18 protein-coding genes are annotated in these 16,888 nt (G+C 39.5%); 16 read left to right on the top strand and 2 right to left on the bottom strand.

The window, feature by feature from the left end; all coding sequences use genetic code 11:
* Window positions 1–224: 224 nt before the first annotated feature.
* Entirely contained in the window at window positions 225–608 is a 384-nt protein-coding gene (locus RFH42_RS08185) for a hypothetical protein (RefSeq protein ID WP_308975107.1), read from the top strand.
* Between the two features lie 80 nt (window positions 609–688).
* Here the strand turns inward: RFH42_RS08185 and RFH42_RS08180 are convergent, their stop codons facing one another.
* Window positions 689–1,102: a MarR family winged helix-turn-helix transcriptional regulator gene (locus tag RFH42_RS08180; RefSeq protein ID WP_308975105.1), complete on the bottom strand. Its 414-nt coding sequence runs from the start codon at window positions 1,100–1,102 to the stop codon at window positions 689–691.
* Window positions 1,103–1,308: 206 nt separating this feature from the next.
* Between RFH42_RS08180 and RFH42_RS08175 the strand changes: the two genes are divergently transcribed.
* The 15 genes from RFH42_RS08175 to RFH42_RS08105 all read left to right on the top strand — a co-directional run bounded on the left by RFH42_RS08175 (window position 1,309) and on the right by RFH42_RS08105 (window position 15,851).
* The gene (locus tag RFH42_RS08175) at window positions 1,309–2,091 is read left to right on the top strand and encodes a tRNA threonylcarbamoyladenosine dehydratase (RefSeq protein ID WP_308975104.1); all 783 of its coding nucleotides are present in this window, start codon (window positions 1,309–1,311) and stop codon (window positions 2,089–2,091) included.
* A gap of 92 nt (window positions 2,092–2,183) precedes the next feature.
* On the top strand, window positions 2,184–3,458 hold the full coding sequence (locus RFH42_RS08170; protein WP_308975103.1) for a glycosyltransferase family 4 protein: 1,275 nt from the start codon (window positions 2,184–2,186) through the stop codon (window positions 3,456–3,458).
* 59 nt (window positions 3,459–3,517) lie between these two features.
* On the top strand, window positions 3,518–4,066 hold the full coding sequence (locus RFH42_RS08165) for a phosphatase PAP2 family protein (RefSeq protein WP_308975102.1): 549 nt from the start codon (window positions 3,518–3,520) through the stop codon (window positions 4,064–4,066).
* 88 nt (window positions 4,067–4,154) lie between these two features.
* Window positions 4,155–4,355 (top strand): Fe-S cluster assembly protein IscX, encoded by a 201-nt coding sequence (iscX, locus tag RFH42_RS08160; RefSeq protein WP_016657527.1) that lies wholly within the window; start codon window positions 4,155–4,157, stop codon window positions 4,353–4,355.
* Window positions 4,356–4,458: 103 nt separating this feature from the next.
* On the top strand, window positions 4,459–4,890 hold the full coding sequence (ndk, locus tag RFH42_RS08155) for a nucleoside-diphosphate kinase (RefSeq protein ID WP_308975101.1): 432 nt from the start codon (window positions 4,459–4,461) through the stop codon (window positions 4,888–4,890).
* Between the two features lie 115 nt (window positions 4,891–5,005).
* Window positions 5,006–6,250, top strand: coding sequence for a 23S rRNA (adenine(2503)-C(2))-methyltransferase RlmN (rlmN, locus tag RFH42_RS08150; RefSeq protein WP_308975100.1), 1,245 nt, complete (start codon window positions 5,006–5,008; stop codon window positions 6,248–6,250).
* A 58-nt stretch (window positions 6,251–6,308) separates the two neighbouring features.
* Window positions 6,309–7,073: a type IV pilus biogenesis/stability protein PilW gene (gene pilW / locus RFH42_RS08145; protein ID WP_308975116.1), complete on the top strand. Its 765-nt coding sequence runs from the start codon at window positions 6,309–6,311 to the stop codon at window positions 7,071–7,073.
* Window positions 7,064–7,861 carry a helix-turn-helix domain-containing protein gene (locus RFH42_RS08140; RefSeq protein WP_308975099.1) on the top strand — a complete coding sequence of 266 codons (798 nt, stop codon included), beginning with the start codon at window positions 7,064–7,066 and terminating at the stop codon, window positions 7,859–7,861. The genes pilW and RFH42_RS08140 overlap by 10 nt, the downstream gene beginning before the upstream one ends.
* A gap of 22 nt (window positions 7,862–7,883) precedes the next feature.
* The gene (ispG, locus tag RFH42_RS08135) at window positions 7,884–8,999 is read left to right on the top strand and encodes a flavodoxin-dependent (E)-4-hydroxy-3-methylbut-2-enyl-diphosphate synthase (RefSeq protein ID WP_308975097.1); all 1,116 of its coding nucleotides are present in this window, start codon (window positions 7,884–7,886) and stop codon (window positions 8,997–8,999) included.
* Window positions 8,996–10,291 carry a histidine--tRNA ligase gene (gene hisS / locus RFH42_RS08130; protein ID WP_308975096.1) on the top strand — a complete coding sequence of 432 codons (1,296 nt, stop codon included), beginning with the start codon at window positions 8,996–8,998 and terminating at the stop codon, window positions 10,289–10,291. The genes ispG and hisS overlap by 4 nt, the downstream gene beginning before the upstream one ends.
* A 33-nt stretch (window positions 10,292–10,324) precedes the next feature.
* Window positions 10,325–11,026: a YfgM family protein gene (locus tag RFH42_RS08125; RefSeq protein ID WP_308975095.1), complete on the top strand. Its 702-nt coding sequence runs from the start codon at window positions 10,325–10,327 to the stop codon at window positions 11,024–11,026.
* A complete protein-coding gene (gene bamB / locus RFH42_RS08120; RefSeq protein ID WP_308975094.1) occupies window positions 11,026–12,174 on the top strand; it encodes an outer membrane protein assembly factor BamB in 1,149 nt (382 codons plus the stop codon). Before RFH42_RS08125 ends, bamB begins: the two co-directional genes overlap by 1 nt.
* Window positions 12,175–12,441: 267 nt before the next feature.
* Complete coding sequence (gene der, locus RFH42_RS08115) at window positions 12,442–13,851, top strand: ribosome biogenesis GTPase Der (protein WP_308975093.1); 1,410 nt, start codon at window positions 12,442–12,444, stop codon at window positions 13,849–13,851.
* 85 nt (window positions 13,852–13,936) lie between these two features.
* A complete protein-coding gene (locus RFH42_RS08110) occupies window positions 13,937–14,596 on the top strand; it encodes a 4'-phosphopantetheinyl transferase family protein (RefSeq protein ID WP_308975091.1) in 660 nt (219 codons plus the stop codon).
* A gap of 52 nt (window positions 14,597–14,648) precedes the next feature.
* Window positions 14,649–15,851 carry a hypothetical protein gene (locus RFH42_RS08105; protein WP_308975089.1) on the top strand — a complete coding sequence of 401 codons (1,203 nt, stop codon included), beginning with the start codon at window positions 14,649–14,651 and terminating at the stop codon, window positions 15,849–15,851.
* A gap of 68 nt (window positions 15,852–15,919) precedes the next feature.
* Here RFH42_RS08105 and secF read toward each other — a convergent pair whose 3' ends face one another.
* Complete coding sequence (gene secF, locus RFH42_RS08100; protein ID WP_308975114.1) at window positions 15,920–16,885, bottom strand: protein translocase subunit SecF; 966 nt, start codon at window positions 16,883–16,885, stop codon at window positions 15,920–15,922.
* Window positions 16,886–16,888: the final 3 nt, after the last annotated feature.

The raw sequence follows: 16,888 nt of genomic DNA, 5'->3' as shown, positions 1-16,888 counted from the left end.
TTATAGCAATTTAATATACCAAAAGCTTTATAGCATAAGGTTAAGCGACGAAATGTGTCATATGGCTTACGCCAGTCACTTATATCCTCACCCTGAACGATGAGGTTTTACGCTCCATCGGATAAAATCATGACCCATCTTACCCATGATTGAGTACATTTGAACATTTTAGCTTTTATGCCAATGTGTTAGTTTTAAGTATTCCAAATAAAGTGAACTCAAAAATGAACAATTTAAATCCAAAAGCAGCTTTAATAATTGGGATTATTTTTCTGTGTGTTGGCGCAGGATTATATTGGATGACCTCAAAACCAAGTATTAGTGTGCAAGATCAGCAGAGCTGTGAAAATGCATTACAGGCCCAATATGGCGCACAATCTGCAACGTTGATTGATCGATGTAAAACTGATGTTGGTTTTGTTGCTATGACCAAAGCACAAAACTCAGGAGCAACGTCTGCTCATGAGCTTGCAACCGCAATTAGTCAAGCTAATCAAAAGGATACTGGGAGTCATATGCTCTATATGTTCTTTATTGGTTTGAGTTTGATGGTGGGATTAGTGCTGACACTACGTGGTATCAAAGGACTAACACAAAAGCCAAATTAGATAGATGCTCAACTATAGAAAATAATGTTCCCAATTGAGGTGTAGGTTCAATTGGGGATAAGACTTACATGAACGCTAGTCTAGAGTTTTAGCTTTTGCAGTATGTGCATTAAAGTGGCAATTTCATCTGTACTCAGTAAGGACTGAATGTCATTAGCTGTTTCTTCAACACTGACTAAGGCATCTTGGAAAATTCCTTGTCCAGTTTTACTCAAACTTACCAAACTCTGACGTGCGTCTCGTGGGTTACTATGTCTTTCAGTTAGACCAATCTTTTCCATTGGTTGTAGTACACGAGTTACTCCTGAAGCTGACAAGGCAACTTTATCTGCCAATGCGATACGACTGAGTGTTTGATTTTGCGCAGCATTTAGATGGTACATCAGCATGAACTCAGTAAAATTAATACCATGTGTGCTCAAACGTAGATCAAATTTCTTCGTTACTAAGCTTCCTAGATGTACATGCATGATTAAAAAATCGATCTTAGACATAAGCTGTCCTCTTATTAGTGATTGTGCTTATAATATTTGCAATATGCTTGATTAGTCAAGCATATTGCAAACAATAAAACTCTATTTTTTTATAACTATTTGAATGGATTGAAATTTAAAAAGTAAATTTTGTCCTTCGTTTTGATCTGCTTATTGGCTAGGCTTTTTGTTAGAATGCGCCTATGTGATTTGACTTTAGAGATATAATGAGCGAGTTAGCCCCTGACCAAGAGTATGAACGCCGTTTTGCTGGTGTAGCAAAAATTTATGGTGATCAAGCCTTTAATCAATATGAAAATAGCCATGTTATGGTGATTGGTATTGGTGGAGTGGGGTCTTGGGCTGTAGAGGCTTTGGCACGCAGTGGCGTTGGACAATTAACTTTGGTTGATATGGATGTTGTTGCTGCTTCAAATATTAATCGTCAATTACCTGCTCTAAGCTCAACATTGGGACAAGAAAAAATAGCGGTTATGGCGGAGCGCTGTCGACAAATTAATCCACGTATACAAATTAATTTAATTGATGATTATCTGAGCCCTGAGAATGTTGCTGAGCTTTTAGCTTCTCAACCAGACCTTATTTTGGACTGTATAGATGATGTAAAGGCTAAACTTGCCTTAATGTTGCACTGCCGTTTTCATCGCATTCCATTGATTGTTTCTGGTGGAGCAGGGGGTAAGTTAGATCCACTTAAAATTCGTGTCGCAGATTTGTCCAAAACTGAGCAAGATCCAATGCTTGCCAAGTTACGTAGTCAATTAAGAAGCAAAGGGATTTGTAAAAAACCAAAAGAAAAGTTTGGTATTTTGTGCATTTACTCGATTGATAATCCCTTTTCGAGTGCTAATGTTTGTCCAAGTGCAGGATTACGCTGCGGTGGCTACGGTTCCGCTGTTGTAGTCACTTCTAGCTTTGCTATGGTCGCTGTGGCAGAGGTACTTAAAAAGCTTGAGCATATTGCGTCGAAGAAACATTTAGTAAAGTGAAAGCTGCATTAAGAAAATTGTCATGTAAATAGCATTAAAGTGAAAGATTCCAAGACTAATCTAATACTAAAACTCGCTTAAAGGGTAAGCTAATGACACATCCCTATGCAGATTTAGATTATGATTGGTCGCCGAATTTTCGTGACAATTTTAAAGCGTTTTTTGAGCAGACCAATAATAATCAACGCATTGCTAAAAAAAATACCTTAGAAGAACTTGTCCGCCCTCGGTTGCGTGTGGCAATCGTGACGGAGACATGGCCACCTGAAATTAATGGTGTTGCCTTATCCCTACTACAATTATGTAAAGGTTTACAAAAATTAGGTCATAAAATTTTATTGATTCGTCCTGAGCAATTGCAGGACTGTCGTGAGTTTGAGCCGAATAAAACCTGTACTGTTAAAGCGCAGTCGATTCCAAAATATGCAAGTTTACAATTTGGTTGGCCACAGTTTTTAAAAGTGCGCCAAGCAATTCAAGAGTTTTCCTCAGATATTGTTCATATTGTGACTGAAGGCCCATTAGGTTTAAGTGCCTTACAAAGTGCTAAACAGTTGAATCTGCCCGTATCAAGTGGATTCCATTCTCCATTTCAAGATATGAGTCGTTTTTTTGACTTGGCTTTTTTGGTTAAACCTATACAACGCTATTTACGTTGGTTTCATAACAGTACACAATTAACTTGTGTTCCTAACAGAGAAACGGAGAGCGCACTTCGCTCATTCGGTGTGAACTGTAAATTGTGTGTGGTTGGACGTGGTGTAGATACACAACGTTTCTCCATTGTACATCGCTCAGAAAAGTTACGTGAAAAGTGGGGAGCTACACCGGATTGTACAGTGATGCTATATGTGGGACGTCTATCTCCAGAAAAGCAAGTCGGTACAATTATTGATGCTTATCAAGATATGCGTCAACAAGGTAAAAAAGTCATACTTGTCGTGGTTGGTGATGGGCCAGATCACCGTTATTTAACTCAAATGGCTAGTGCAGAAAGTATTATATTTACAGGTGCATTAAGTGGTGATGCATTAACCAGTGCTTATGCAAGTGCAGATGTGTTTGTTTTTGCTAGTCAAGTAGAAACTTTTGGTAATGTGGTGTTAGAGGCAATGGCCAGTGCTTTACCTGTAGTTGCTTTTGATTATGCTTGTGCCCAACAATATGTGGTTAATGGTTTAAGTGGTTGGCTAGTTGAAAAAGGTGATGAAATGAGCTTTAAGCAAGCACTTTATCATTTACCAGAACGACTCGTGTTACAAAGAATGGGGAGGCATGCACTAGAAGCCACTCGTCATGCTGGTTGGCAGTATCCTGTACAACAATTTGAGCAGGCATTGTATGAGGTGGTTCAGAGCTGCCGATAATTGAATTAGACATCGCAAGATCAGTAGCGAAACAATAATAATGTTAGCGGAGTAATACGATGATCAATGAAGCAAAAACTAAAATACTTGATTTAGACCTTAAGGGTTGTATTTATCTTAATAATCTTTCTAATAGACAACCAATAGCACGTTTTTTTAAAGGGGTTAGTCGCATGGGGGATGGTGGATTTTGGTCTGCCATGCTGTTAGGTTTATGGGCAACAAAAGGCTTGGATTATAGCCCTAAAATAGGATTTATGTTGGTTGGTGGCTCTGTTGGAAGTGTAATTTATAAGGTATTAAAGCAAAAAACGACACGACCTCGACCTTATCAAGTTCATCAGGTGATTGTTTTAGGTGAGCGACCATTAGATCACTTTAGTTTTCCATCTGGTCATACTTTACATGCGGTCATGGCAACTATCGTTATAGGTTCAGCTATGCCAGCATTGTTGGTGTTTATGGTGCCATTTACTGTTTTAGTGGCTTTATCAAGAATGATTTTGGGATTGCATTATCCTTCAGATGTCATTGTTGGTGCACTGATTGGTGCTACTGTTGCAGGAGGAATTTTATTAACTGCATCAGCACTGCAAATTGAACTTTAACGCTTTGATGTGACGATACAAGATGATGTTTGATAGCTAATTTGTTAAAGTGAGTACGCTTAGTTGTTAGCTATTGAAAAGGTGCATTATGGGATTACGTTGGAGCGATAGTATTGATATCGCAATTGAGTTGAGCGAAGCACATAGCGATGTTGATCCGCAGTGGGTTCGTTTTACTGACTTACATGCTTGGGTCTGTGCCTTGGCCGATTTTGAGGATGATCCTGAAAAATCCTCAGAAGGTTTGCTCGAAGCGATTCAAATGGCTTGGATTGATGAAGTTCGTTAATTTTTGGTAAAAAACTCAAATTTTTCTCCAATCAACACTGATCATCATGCATTAATTCTGTATAATGCGCGAAATTTTGACGTTAAAATGCAAGGAGCCAAAAATGGCTATCGAACGTACTTTGTCTATCGTAAAACCTGATGCTGTAGCAAAAAACCACATTGGTGATATTTTTGCTCGTTTTGAAAAAGCGGGTCTTAAAATTGTAGCAACTAAAATGAAACATTTGTCTAAAGCTGAAGCTGAAGGTTTCTATGCTGAACACAAAGAACGTGGTTTCTTTGCAGACCTCGTAGCATTCATGACTTCTGGTCCTGTTGTTGTATCTGTTCTTGAAGGTGAAAATGCAGTTCTTGCTCACCGTGATATCTTAGGTGCAACTAACCCTAAAGAAGCTGCTGCTGGTACAATTCGTGCAGACTTCGCTGTAAGCATTGATGAAAATGCTGCTCATGGTTCTGACTCAGTTGCATCTGCTGATCGTGAAGTAAACTACTTCTTCGCTCAAACTGAAGTTTGCCCACGTACTCGTTAATCGAGCCTTAGAAAAACCAAATAAGTGTTATACTCCTTATTTGGTTTTTTCTTCTCTGTAAAATATGCTGTATTGTCCTGTCATCTCCCAAATCGATAGAGTTTAGGTAATCCCCATGAATGCTGAAATGGTTAGGCCATCCGCGCAACTCGATGAGCACACGTCACCATCACCAAGCGTTGCATCTAAAACATCTTCAAAAATCAATTTGATGGGCATGTCTCGCAGCGAACTCGAGCAGTTCTTTGTAGAGCAGGGAGAGAAGAAATTCCGCGCCGGTCAGATCATGAAGTGGATACATCAGTTTTTTGTCACTGATTTTGCTGAAATGACCAATATCTCTGGTAAGTTGCGCGCAAAACTAGAACAAATTTGTGAAATTCGTGTTCCAGAAGTGGTGCATCGTAATTATTCTAAAGATGGCACACGTAAATGGGTCTTTCGTGTAGGAGATGGTGCTGGCTCTTTGGTAGAGACCGTACTTATTCCTGCTGATGATAAGACGGGTGCACGTAAAACCCTTTGTATTTCATCGCAAGTAGGTTGTGCTTTAGATTGCTCATTTTGTTCAACGGGTAAGCAGGGCTTTCAACGTGATTTGACTCCTGATGAGATTATTGGCCAGCTTTGGGTGGCGAATTATTCATACATGGAAGATGTTGTGATAGCTGAGCGTGAACGTACTGTCACTAACGTTGTGATGATGGGTATGGGCGAGCCCTTGTTGAATTATGATGCAGTACTGAGTTCGATGCAGATCATGTTAGATGATTTCGCATATGGTATGTCAAAACGCCGTGTAACTTTGTCAACCTCAGGTGTAGTACCTAAAATTGATCAATTGGCCAAAGATATTGATGTAGCTTTAGCGATCTCTTTACATGCACCAAATGATGAATTACGTAATGAACTAGTACCAATTAATAAAAAATATCCTCTTGCTGAACTCATTTCAGCATGTCAGCGTTATATTGCAAAAGATGGTAATGAAAGCGCACGTAAACATGTCACTATTGAATATGTCATGTTAGATGGTGTGAATGATCAACCAGAACATGCACAGCAAATGCTGAAATTATTAAAGAATTTACCAAGTAAAATTAACTTAATTCCATTTAATCCATTTCCACATGCACCTTATGGTCGTTCTAGTCGAAATCGGATTATGGCATTTCAAAAGACTTTGTCCGATGCTGGATTTGTGTGTACGATCCGTCAGACACGAGGTGATGACATTGATGCAGCATGCGGCCAGCTTGTTGGACAGGTTGCCGATCGTACTCGTCGTGCGGCTCAGTGGAAGAAAAAAGTAGAAGAAAAAAATATGATCGTTCGAGTGACTGGCGATCCAGAGCGTTAGGGAGCTTATCTTGACTAATCCGTATCAAAATACCATTACGATCAGCTTATTTTGCTTGATGGTGGGCTGGATACAAGGTTGTCAAACTTCATCTTCAAATCGTTTAGTACAACAAGATCCTGAGCGAGCAGTCCAAGTGCGGACTCAACTGGCGGCTGAGTATATTCGAAGTGGTGATCTAGATGCAGCAAAACGCACGCTAGATCAAGCTTTGCATTATGATGCAAAAGATGCTGGAGCTAATATGATGATGGGCGTGTTATTACAACAAGAAGCGAGCCCAATCAGTTTAGAGAAAGCGGAGCAATACTTTAAACGTGCATTAAAGTCTGAGCCTGAAAATGCTCAGGTGCGCAATAATTACGCAAGTTATTTACATCAAATGCAACGCAATGATGAAGCAATTAAACAATTAAAAATTGCTGGTGCTACACTAGGCTACGATCAGCGTTATCGAGCACTTGAAAACTTGGGTCAAGTTTATTTAAGCTTAGGCAAGTTAGATGATGCAGAAAAAAGTTTTCAACAAGCGCTTTCTGTGCATCGCGATTCTCTCACTTCAGTGTTAGAGTTAAGTGAAATTTATTATTTGCAGCGAAAGTTCAGTGCTGCAGGCCAAAGCTATGAACAATTTCTTCGTAAGCAGGGGCAAACTCCATCAAGTGCACGTGTGCTCTGGTTGGGGGCTCGTATTGCACGAGCAAATGGAGATTTAGTCGGTATGCAAACTCAGCTCACTCAATTGCAGAGTTTGTATCCTAAGAGTCAAGAATATCAACACTATTTACAATTGCAGCACAGCACTGAGGCCGTATGGAAGTAAATCCTAATTCACAGCAACCTACTGGTTCAAACGTAGCACCTAATGCTTTAGGAAATATACAACGTCCTGGCGAGTACTTGCGTCAAGTTCGAATCTCTCAATCTAAAAATCTTGAGGATGTTTCCGTAGATTTAAAAATCTCTGAAAAAAGTTTAGAGGCTTTGGAGCAAGATCAATATACCAGCTTGCCAGAAGCAACCTTCATTAAAGGGTATTATCGTAATTACGCCAAATATTTAGGTGTTGATGCAACGGCAATTATCCAACGGTTTGATGAAATTTATCAGAATGATACTGGGTTGTTACCTAACAAAGCATTAGATGATTCACCAATTAAAATTATGGGTAAGTTACCTGGTTCTAATAGTGATCGTAACCGTAAATGGTTAAAGCGTATTTTAATCGCTATCGTAGTACTTATTGTTGCTTGGGCCGCTATTGTTGCGGTGCAAAAATGGTCTGCGAAGAAAAAAGTTGCAACGGATGTTGCTGGGCAAAATAATGCCATGCAAGTTGTTACAGAAGGTTCAACAACGACTGCACCTGCCAGTAGTGGTGATCAGTTGGTTCTCAATTTTAACCGTCCAACTTCAGTTCATATTGTGGATGGAACAGGAAAAGTTTTAGCAACAGGACGTCAAGCAGATAAGTTAAGCTTAAATGGTAGTTCGCCGTTCCATATTCGTTTGGATGATGCAACAGCTGTGAGTTTGAGCTTAAATGATGAGCAAATTTCATTGTCATCATATACGGTAAATGGTAAGGCAGACTTCCGTTTATCCCGTTAATTAGTTGAAGTCGAGTAGGAACATGATTGAAAATCCGATTAAACGCCGCCCAACCCGTAAAATACGTGTGGGTTCTGTTTATGTAGGCGGTGATGCGCCAATCAGTATCCAAAGCATGACGAATACAGAGACATGTGATGTGGACGCGACTGTAGCGCAAATTGAACGTTGTGTAGATGCTGGTGCGGATATTATGCGCATTTCAGTACCAACGATGCAGGCTGCAGAGGCGTTTGGTGAAATTCGCAAACGTGTTGCTGTACCGTTAGTTGCAGATATTCACTTTGACTATAAAATTGCTTTAAAAGTTGCTGAATTAGGTGTGGATTGTTTACGAATTAATCCAGGCAACATTGGTTCTGAAGCTAAAATTCGTGAAGTGGTTGCTGCGGCGAAGCATCATGATATTTCAATGCGTATTGGGGTAAATGCGGGCTCATTGGAAAAAGATTTACAAATGAAATATGGTGAGCCAACAGGGCAGGCACTACTAGAGTCTGCATTACGCCATATTGATATTTTGGATCGTTTGAATTTTCATGAGTTTAAAATATCTGTTAAAGCATCTAATGTGTTTTTAACTATGGATGCCTACAGACTGCTGTCAAAACAGGTAGACAACCCACTACATTTAGGGGTGACTGAGGCAGGAATTTACCGTACTGGTACAGTAAAATCAGCCATTGCTCTAGGTGGCTTGTTAATGGAAGGCATTGGCGATACGATGCGTATTTCCTTAGCAGCAGAGCCAGAAGATGAAGTTAAAATTGGTTTTGATATTTTGAAATCATTGAGTTTACGCTCAAATGGGATTAACTTTATCGCTTGCCCAAGTTGTTCACGGCAAGAATTTAACGTCATTCAGGTGATGCAACAACTTGAAGAGCGTTTAGAAGATGTACGTACACCAATGGATGTATCTGTTATTGGCTGTAAGGTCAATGGCCCTGGCGAAGCTAAGGAAGCAGATATTGGGGTGGTGGGTGCTAGTCCACGTTCGTTGGTATACCATAATGGTGAAAAAAGCCATTTAATTGACACCAAGCAACTTGTTGATGAGATCGAAACTATGGTACGTCAGCGTGTTAAAGTGCTTGAAGAAGCTAAATCTAAAGAGATCATTCGTAGTTCATCATGAGTTCAATTGTCGCAATCAAAGGTTTTAATGATATTCTCCCAACGCAAACAGCTGCTTGGAGACGCCTAGAACAGCACTTAGCATCATTAATGGATGCTTATGGCTACCAACAAATTCGTTTGCCGATTGTTGAACAAACACATCTATTCAAGCGTTCTATTGGCGATGCAACTGATATCGTTGAAAAAGAGATGTATACCTTCTTAGATAAAGGTAATCCTCCTGAGTCATTAACACTTCGTCCTGAAGGAACTGCTGGTTGTGTTCGCGCTATGCTTGAACATAATTTATTACGTGGTGCGACACCTCGTGTTTGGTATAACGGTCCAATGTTCCGTTATGAAAAACCACAAAAAGGTCGTTATCGTCAGTTCCATCAATTTGGTGTAGAAACCTTTGGTGTGGCAACTCCTGATATGGATGCTGAACTCATTTTATTAACGGCACGTCTTTGGAAACGCATGGGCGTGTCAGATAAAGTTCGTTTAGAACTTAACACATTGGGTGAGCTTGATGAGCGTAATGCATATCGTAGTGCTTTGGTTGAGTTTTTAAATAAACACCAAGATCAACTTGATGAAGATTCAAAGCGTCGTTTAAGCACTAACCCATTACGAATTTTAGATTCTAAAGATGCTCATACGCAGAAAATTTTAGAGAATGCACCAAAATTACATGATTTTATGCAAGCCGATACTATGCAGCATTTTAATCAGTTGCAAAAGTATTTAACTGATGCTGGTGTAGAGTTTGTTATTAACCAAAAATTGGTACGTGGTTTAGATTACTACAACAAAACAGTCTTTGAATGGACAACAACGCATTTAGGTTCACAAGGTACAGTATGTGCTGGTGGTCGCTATGATGGTTTGGTTGGTCAGCTGAAAGGGAAACCAGATCAATCTGTACCTGCTGTTGGTTTTGCAATGGGTATTGAGCGCTTGTTACTGTTATTGGAATTGCTTGAGAATACAGATCCAGTACGAGAGTGTGAAGTCTTTTTGGTTGCGGAACAAAACTTACAAGGTCAAGCATTGGTATTCGCTGAGTCAATGCGTGATCAGTTAGAAAATGCAGCAAGTCCAATTCGTATTAAAGTCGGTTCATTGGGTTCAATGAAAAGTCAGATGAAAAAAGCTGATCAATCAGGTGCAGTTTATGCCTTGATTTTAGGTGAACGTGAATGGGAAACAAAGCAATTGTCAGTAAAAACTTTGGCGACAGCTGATCAGCATCAAGTTGCTGTTGCAGATATTGTACCGTTTTTTATTGAAAAATTTGCTACACAATAATTTGAGAATCAGAAACATAAGGGTTTAGATCATATGAGCGCAATGACAGAAGAAGAACAACTCAACAGTTTAAAGTCATTTTTTCAAAAATATGGCTCTAAATTGGTGAGCGGCATTTTAATTGCGCTGATTGCTCTGTTCGGTTGGCAGTATTGGACAAAAAACAATGCTGCTAAGGGGCAGATGCAAACTGCCAAGGTTCAACAATTAATGGATGAAGCTCCAAGTGTGGGTGATGATAAAAAAGCATTCGCCGCACTTGCAGCTAAAGCCGACAATATTGTTAAAGAAGATCCAAACTCAGTACAAGCATTACAATCACAATTGGTCATGGCTCAACTTGCTTATGAAAAAGCGGATTATGCTGGTGCAGAGCGTGAGTTAAATAAAGTAGAAAGTTCTACACTTGCAGATGAAGGTCTCATGGCGGTGGTACGTATTGGCTTGGCTGATGCTCAATCAGCACAGAAAAAATACGATGTAGCTTTGAAAACTTTAGATAAAGTGACTTTACCTGCTTTTAAAGCAACAGTTGATGAAGCACGTGGTGATATCTTTGTTGCCAAAAATGATACTGTAAATGCTAAAAAATATTATCAAAATGCGTGGAATACGTTGGTAGAAAGCAAACAAGAGCGTCAACTTTTACAAATTAAACTGCAAAGTGTTGGTGTTTTGGTTGATAACCCAGATGTGGAACTCCCAATCATACAGCCACAAGTGGATGAGTCTTAATGAATAAAAAAATTGTTATTCCTTTTGCCTTAGCAATTTTATCAGCTGCATTATTTGGCTGTTCAAGTAACAAGGTTAAAGAAGAAAAAATTAAACCGAATCCGCTGCCAAAACTACAGCAATCCATTGGTTTAGCACCCGTATTTAGTCAAAGTGTGTCTTCAACAAGTAGTCAAGATCCACTGCGTTTACAATTGGCAATTGATCAAGGAGTCTATTTCCTTCCTGATCCAAAGGGCGTAGTGAGTGCTTACAAAGGAAAGCAGCGTCTTTGGGAAAAACGTGTCAGTAAACAGGGTATTACTTCTGGTGCAGAAGCTGCAGCTGGTGTAGTTGTTGTGGGTAATAGCAAAGGTGAAGTCTTTGCATTAGATCAAGCAACAGGCGAACAAAAGTGGAAAGCTCAGGCTTCAGGTGCTTTGTTAAGTCCAGCACTGATTTATAACGGCCGTGCTATTTTAGTTGCAAATGACAGTACCGTTTTTGCTTTTGATGTAGAAAATGGTCAAGTGGCGTGGACTTATAAATTGCCACATACTCCATTAAGCTTACGTGCACAAGCTGCTCCTGTACCTGTTGATGCTCGTACAGTCGCTATTGGCACATCAAATGGTTATGTCTACGCGATTGACAGTTTGACTGGGGTGCCACGCATGCAACAGCGTGTCGCAGTAAGTGAAGGTCGTTCTGATGTACAACGTTTAGTTGATATTGCTGCTGATCCTGTAGTTGTGGGCCAGTTTATGGTGACAACAAGTTTCCAAGGGCAGGTTACTGTTACTGATCTAACAACTCAACGCGTTATTTGGAGTCAGGATGCCAGTAGTGTTGCAAGCCCAGCAGTACACGAAGGCAAAGTTTTTGTTTCCACGATAGATGGCAAGGTTTTAGCCTTCGATTTGTTCAGTGGTGAAAAAGTTTGGGATAATGATCAGCTGCTCAATCGCCAATTAAGCAATCCAGTGGTTTTAGGTAATCATGTGGTCGTTGGTGATTTAGATGGTGTATTACATTTACTTGATGTAAATAATGGTCAACTGTTAGGACGTTCAAGCACCAGTGGTGATGTACGTGTATTACGCGTAGTAGATAATCAACTACTCGTAAGTACGCGTAAAGGTGCAATGAGCATTTGGCAAAACCGTTAATTTTAAGCTAGGCTTATGTTACACTAAGCATCTGAAACTGGATGCAAAGAATATGATCGGGGAGTTTGAATATATTTTATTCAATCCCCGTATTTTCGTTTATAGATATCTATTGTTGAAACGACAGAACGATTGTGACGACATCATGTGCTTGGGTCTTGAAAGACCTGATTGTGATTGCAGTGATTGTGAGCACAGATTAGATTTTGCATCATCTTGTTATTTTTCTGCTTTTGAAATTCAAGCACGCTTGATAAAGGTTATTTTATGAAACCCGTTATTGCGCTCATTGGTCGTCCCAACGTAGGCAAATCAACATTATTTAATCAGATTACGAAGAGTCGTGATGCACTTGTTGCTGACTTTGCTGGTTTAACCCGCGATCGTAAATATGGTGATGCAACTTTCCAAAATAAATCATTTATCGTTGTTGATACTGGTGGTATTGGTGAAAGTGAAGCTGGTATTGATGCTTATATGGCAGAGCAATCAAAAACTGCAATTAACGAAGCAGATTTGATTATCTTTGTTGTAGATGCTCGTGCTGGTTTGTTGGCATCTGATGAGCAAATTGCACGTGAACTTCGTACATTAGGCAAAAAAGTTTATTTGGTTGCCAATAAAGTTGATGGTGTACATGCTGAAGCGGCTATTGTTGAGTTTTATAAACTTGGTTTAGGTGAGCCGTTGCAGGTTGCTGCGAGTCATGGTCGTGGTGTAGCACAAATGCTTGAAGATGTGCTCGCTGACATTCCTGAAGATGAAGATGCAGACTTACACGATCAAGAAACGGGTCTACGTTTAGCTGTTATTGGTCGCCCTAACGTAGGTAAGTCTACCTTAGTCAATCGCTTACTTGGTGAAGAACGTGTTGTGGTATTTGATATGCCTGGGACAACACGTGACTCGGTATATATTCCTTATGAGCGTAATGAACGTAAGTACACTTTAATTGATACAGCGGGTGTACGCCGTAAAGGTAAGGTGGATGAAATGATCGAGAAGTTCTCGATTGTGAAGACCTTGCAGGCAATGCGTGATGCACATGTTGTGGTGGTGGTAATTGATGCACGTGAAGGGATTGTTGAGCAAGACCTACACTTAATTGGCTATGCACTTGAAGCTGGTCGTGCCATGGTGATCGCCATTAACAAATGGGATAACATGAGTGAATATGACCGCAAACAATGTAAACTCGATGTTGAACGTCGTTTTGACTTTATTCCTTGGGCAAAAATCCACTTAATTTCGGCTTTACATGGTACTGGGGTAGGTGATTTGTATCCATCTATTCACCGTGCATATGAATCTTCAAATTTAAAAGTTTCACCTTCACGTTTAACGCAGATTTTAAATGATGCAACTGAAGCGCATCAACCGCCTATGGTTCAAGGGCGTCGTATTAAAATGCGTTATGCGCATATGGGTGGGCAAAATCCACCAACAATTGTAATCCATGGTAATAAGGTAGATAAAACACCAGCGGATTATCGTCGTTATTTGGAGAATGTGTTCCGTAAAGTATATAAACTTGAAGGTACACCTGTGAAGATTGATTTTAAAACAGCTGAAAACCCATTTGAAGGACGTAAATCACAAGTGGATGAGCGTACAGCTGCACGTCGTCGTCGCTATGTACAAAAATTTAAAAAGGCTGAGAAGAAATTTAAGCGTTAATCCTAATTAATGCTAAACATGCTTTAATAAGAAACCTAACCTTGTGTTAGGTTTTTTTAATGTACTGTGATGAGGATAATATCGGTTGAGTAAAGAGATAAGAAAAATAGCCATTGATGTGGTGGTATTGCCAAATCGCGTGACCACCGATCAGACTTTGGCAGCACGCCAGCAAGCTTTAATTTTACGTAAAGAGCAAATTTTACAGATTAAACATCAGTTATTGAGTACGCAATTAAAGCAGCCTCTAACAGAGCAAGATTTTTTAAAGACTCCATGGGGCAAGCCTTATCTCAAAGAGCATCTTAATTTTGCATTTAACCAATCGCATAGCCATAAGCACTACGTCTTGGCCAGCTCATGGCAGCAACAAGACATAGGTGTTGATGTTGAAGATCTTGATCGCTCAGTTCGTTTTGATCATTTGGCTCAACATGCTTTTCATGATGATGAGTATCAGTTATGGCAAGATCATGAGCAAGATCCTGTATTGTGGTTTAAAATTTGGACAACCAAAGAAGCAATATTAAAAGCCTCTGGGATGGGGATTCGTATGCCATTGAAAGATATAAATACAAGGGTTCACGTGGAGCATACAGGCGGGGTATGTCAACATACAGCCTTGGGTACTTTTGCTTATCAACACTATCAACTCGGTGGCTGTATGCTGACAGTGGCTTGGCGAAGCCAATTGAGTTGTAAAGGTTTTGCATTTCCACAACTGCAACTTGTACAGCATGGATGAACATGATATCACTTTGCATTTGAGTCATGATGACTGTTAAACGTGGTAGATGATGGCTATGCAATTACAGCTTAAAAGCAAAGTGAGTGAGGTTAAAGTCTCGGCTCAGCAAAAGAAGTTTCAGCATTTAAAACAACAAATTGAGCAGCAAACAAGCGTATTGCAACAATGGTCGCAAGCTCAACAAGATATTCAACTGCGAGTAAGACAAGAAATTTGGCCTATATTTGATAAATTACGTATTATTTCTCTGGAAAAAATACAGGTCTTAGTGAGGCAGAGAAATAAAAAAATTACTAAAGCACAATTGCTTAAACTTAATGAAAAAATTGTTCAATTGGCGCAGCCACTTATAGATTCAAAGAAAATCACTGAACAGCAAAATAACCAGCTGGTGGCATTGTTAAATGAGTTGGGTTATTACGGTGATCAGAACAGCAGCAGAGCTCAGGTACACTCCTCTGTGCAACATGATCAACACGGCAGCTCAGATGATCTGAATGTAGCTCAGGATTCTGAAATAGAACAGTATTTAAAAAATGAATTAGAGCAGTTAAAACTATTACTCAGTGATAAGTATGAATTGAAGGAGGATTTTTTTGATTTTTCTTATCTGGGGCTAGACGATTTTATAATGAAATTTTCTAGAAAAATGAAAGATATCGAATATATTGAGCCGAGCCATCCCTTTGCAGTACAGGAGCAACAGCTGTTTGAGCGAGAGATGATGCGTGAAAAGGCGAGGGTAGAGAAAAAATTACAACAACGTATTCTAGCAAGAAAAAATGCCAATCAATCTATGAAGCATATTTATCATCGAATTGCGGCAGAGATCCATCCCGATCGAGAGCAAGATGAACAAAAAAAACAGATAAAAACTGAATTATTGCAGCAGGTCAATCAAGCTTATGAGGCCAAGGATTTAGTTAACTTAGTACAATTTCAAGTTGAGGTTGGGCAGAAGGCTAGACCAGTAGCAGATCAATTGATTAGATCGCATAACATCACGTTAGAATTACAACTTGAACAGATTGAAGCGAAGATTACGCATTTAATTCAGAGTTTCAATTGGGATGAGCAAATAAGCGCATCAAAGAAACAGCGTAAGATTGAAGATGTTTATGCACAACATGAACGAAAAAAAGCACAGCTTAAGCAATTGTTAGAACAAGAAAAAATGATCTTAGCTCATTTTAAGGATTTTTCTGCTTTGCAAGACCTGATGAAAAATCAGTCTATATGGCACATATGCTAGTTTGGATTTAATTATGAGCAAAGTAAAAAGCCGATCAAATGATCGGCTTTTTACTTTGAATGAGAAGCTTAAGGTATTTCTTCTTCAAATTCAGGTTTAACTTGTACAATGAAATCTTGACGGTTTAGACCACGCCATAGTGCAAAGGTTGTACCAATGTAGATTGAAGAGTAAGTCCCCACAAATACACCAATAAACATTGCAACAGAGAACCATTTAAGACCCTCACCACCAAGGAACATCATAGAAAGTACAACTAAGAGTAAAGTCATAGATGTATGAATGGTACGACGTAATGTTTCAGTCAACGAGATATTCACAATCTCTGCAGGACTCGCCCCACGGATTTTACGGAAGTTTTCACGGATACGATCCGAAACAACAATGTTATCGTTCAATGAGAAACCAATGATTGCTAAAATTGCCGCCATAACCGTCAAGTCAAATGGCCATTGCATGAGTGCAAAGAAGCCGAGAATGACGATAATATCGTGAAAGAGTGACAATACTGCACCAATTGCTAATTTAAACTCAAAGCGAATTGTGACGTAAACCAGCATTAGGATTAATGCCAGTGCAACAGCACCTGCAGAACGCAAGTACAACTCATTACCTACCTGACCACCAACCGAGTCCACTTTATGAACTTTGGCAGGGTTATTTGGTAATTGTACTGCTGTCGTAATGCTGTTGTTTAAGTCTTCAACTTTTAAGTCTGCTTGTACTGGCATACGTACTAAAAGGTCTTTTTGAGTACCTAGTGTTTGTACAACTGCATCTTTAAAACCGGCTTTATCTAGCGCAGCAATGACATCTGCTTGGTTTGCAGCTTGTTGATAGTTAAGCTCAGCTGAGATACCACCTGTAAAGTCTAAACCTAAGTTAAGATTTTTACTGAACAAGAAAAATAAACTACCAACAGTCAAAAGAATTGAAATGATGGCTGCAGGAGCAGCAATTTTCAAAAAGTTAATGACATGATCGTTATCATGACGACCATACTTTTTCGGTTGTTGAGTCATATCTGTCATTATTGA

It is taken from the genome of Acinetobacter rudis (assembly GCF_031157835.1).
Classification (GTDB): domain Bacteria; phylum Pseudomonadota; class Gammaproteobacteria; order Pseudomonadales; family Moraxellaceae; genus Acinetobacter; species Acinetobacter rudis_A.
This window is presented reverse-complemented; position numbering and strand designations above follow the sequence as displayed.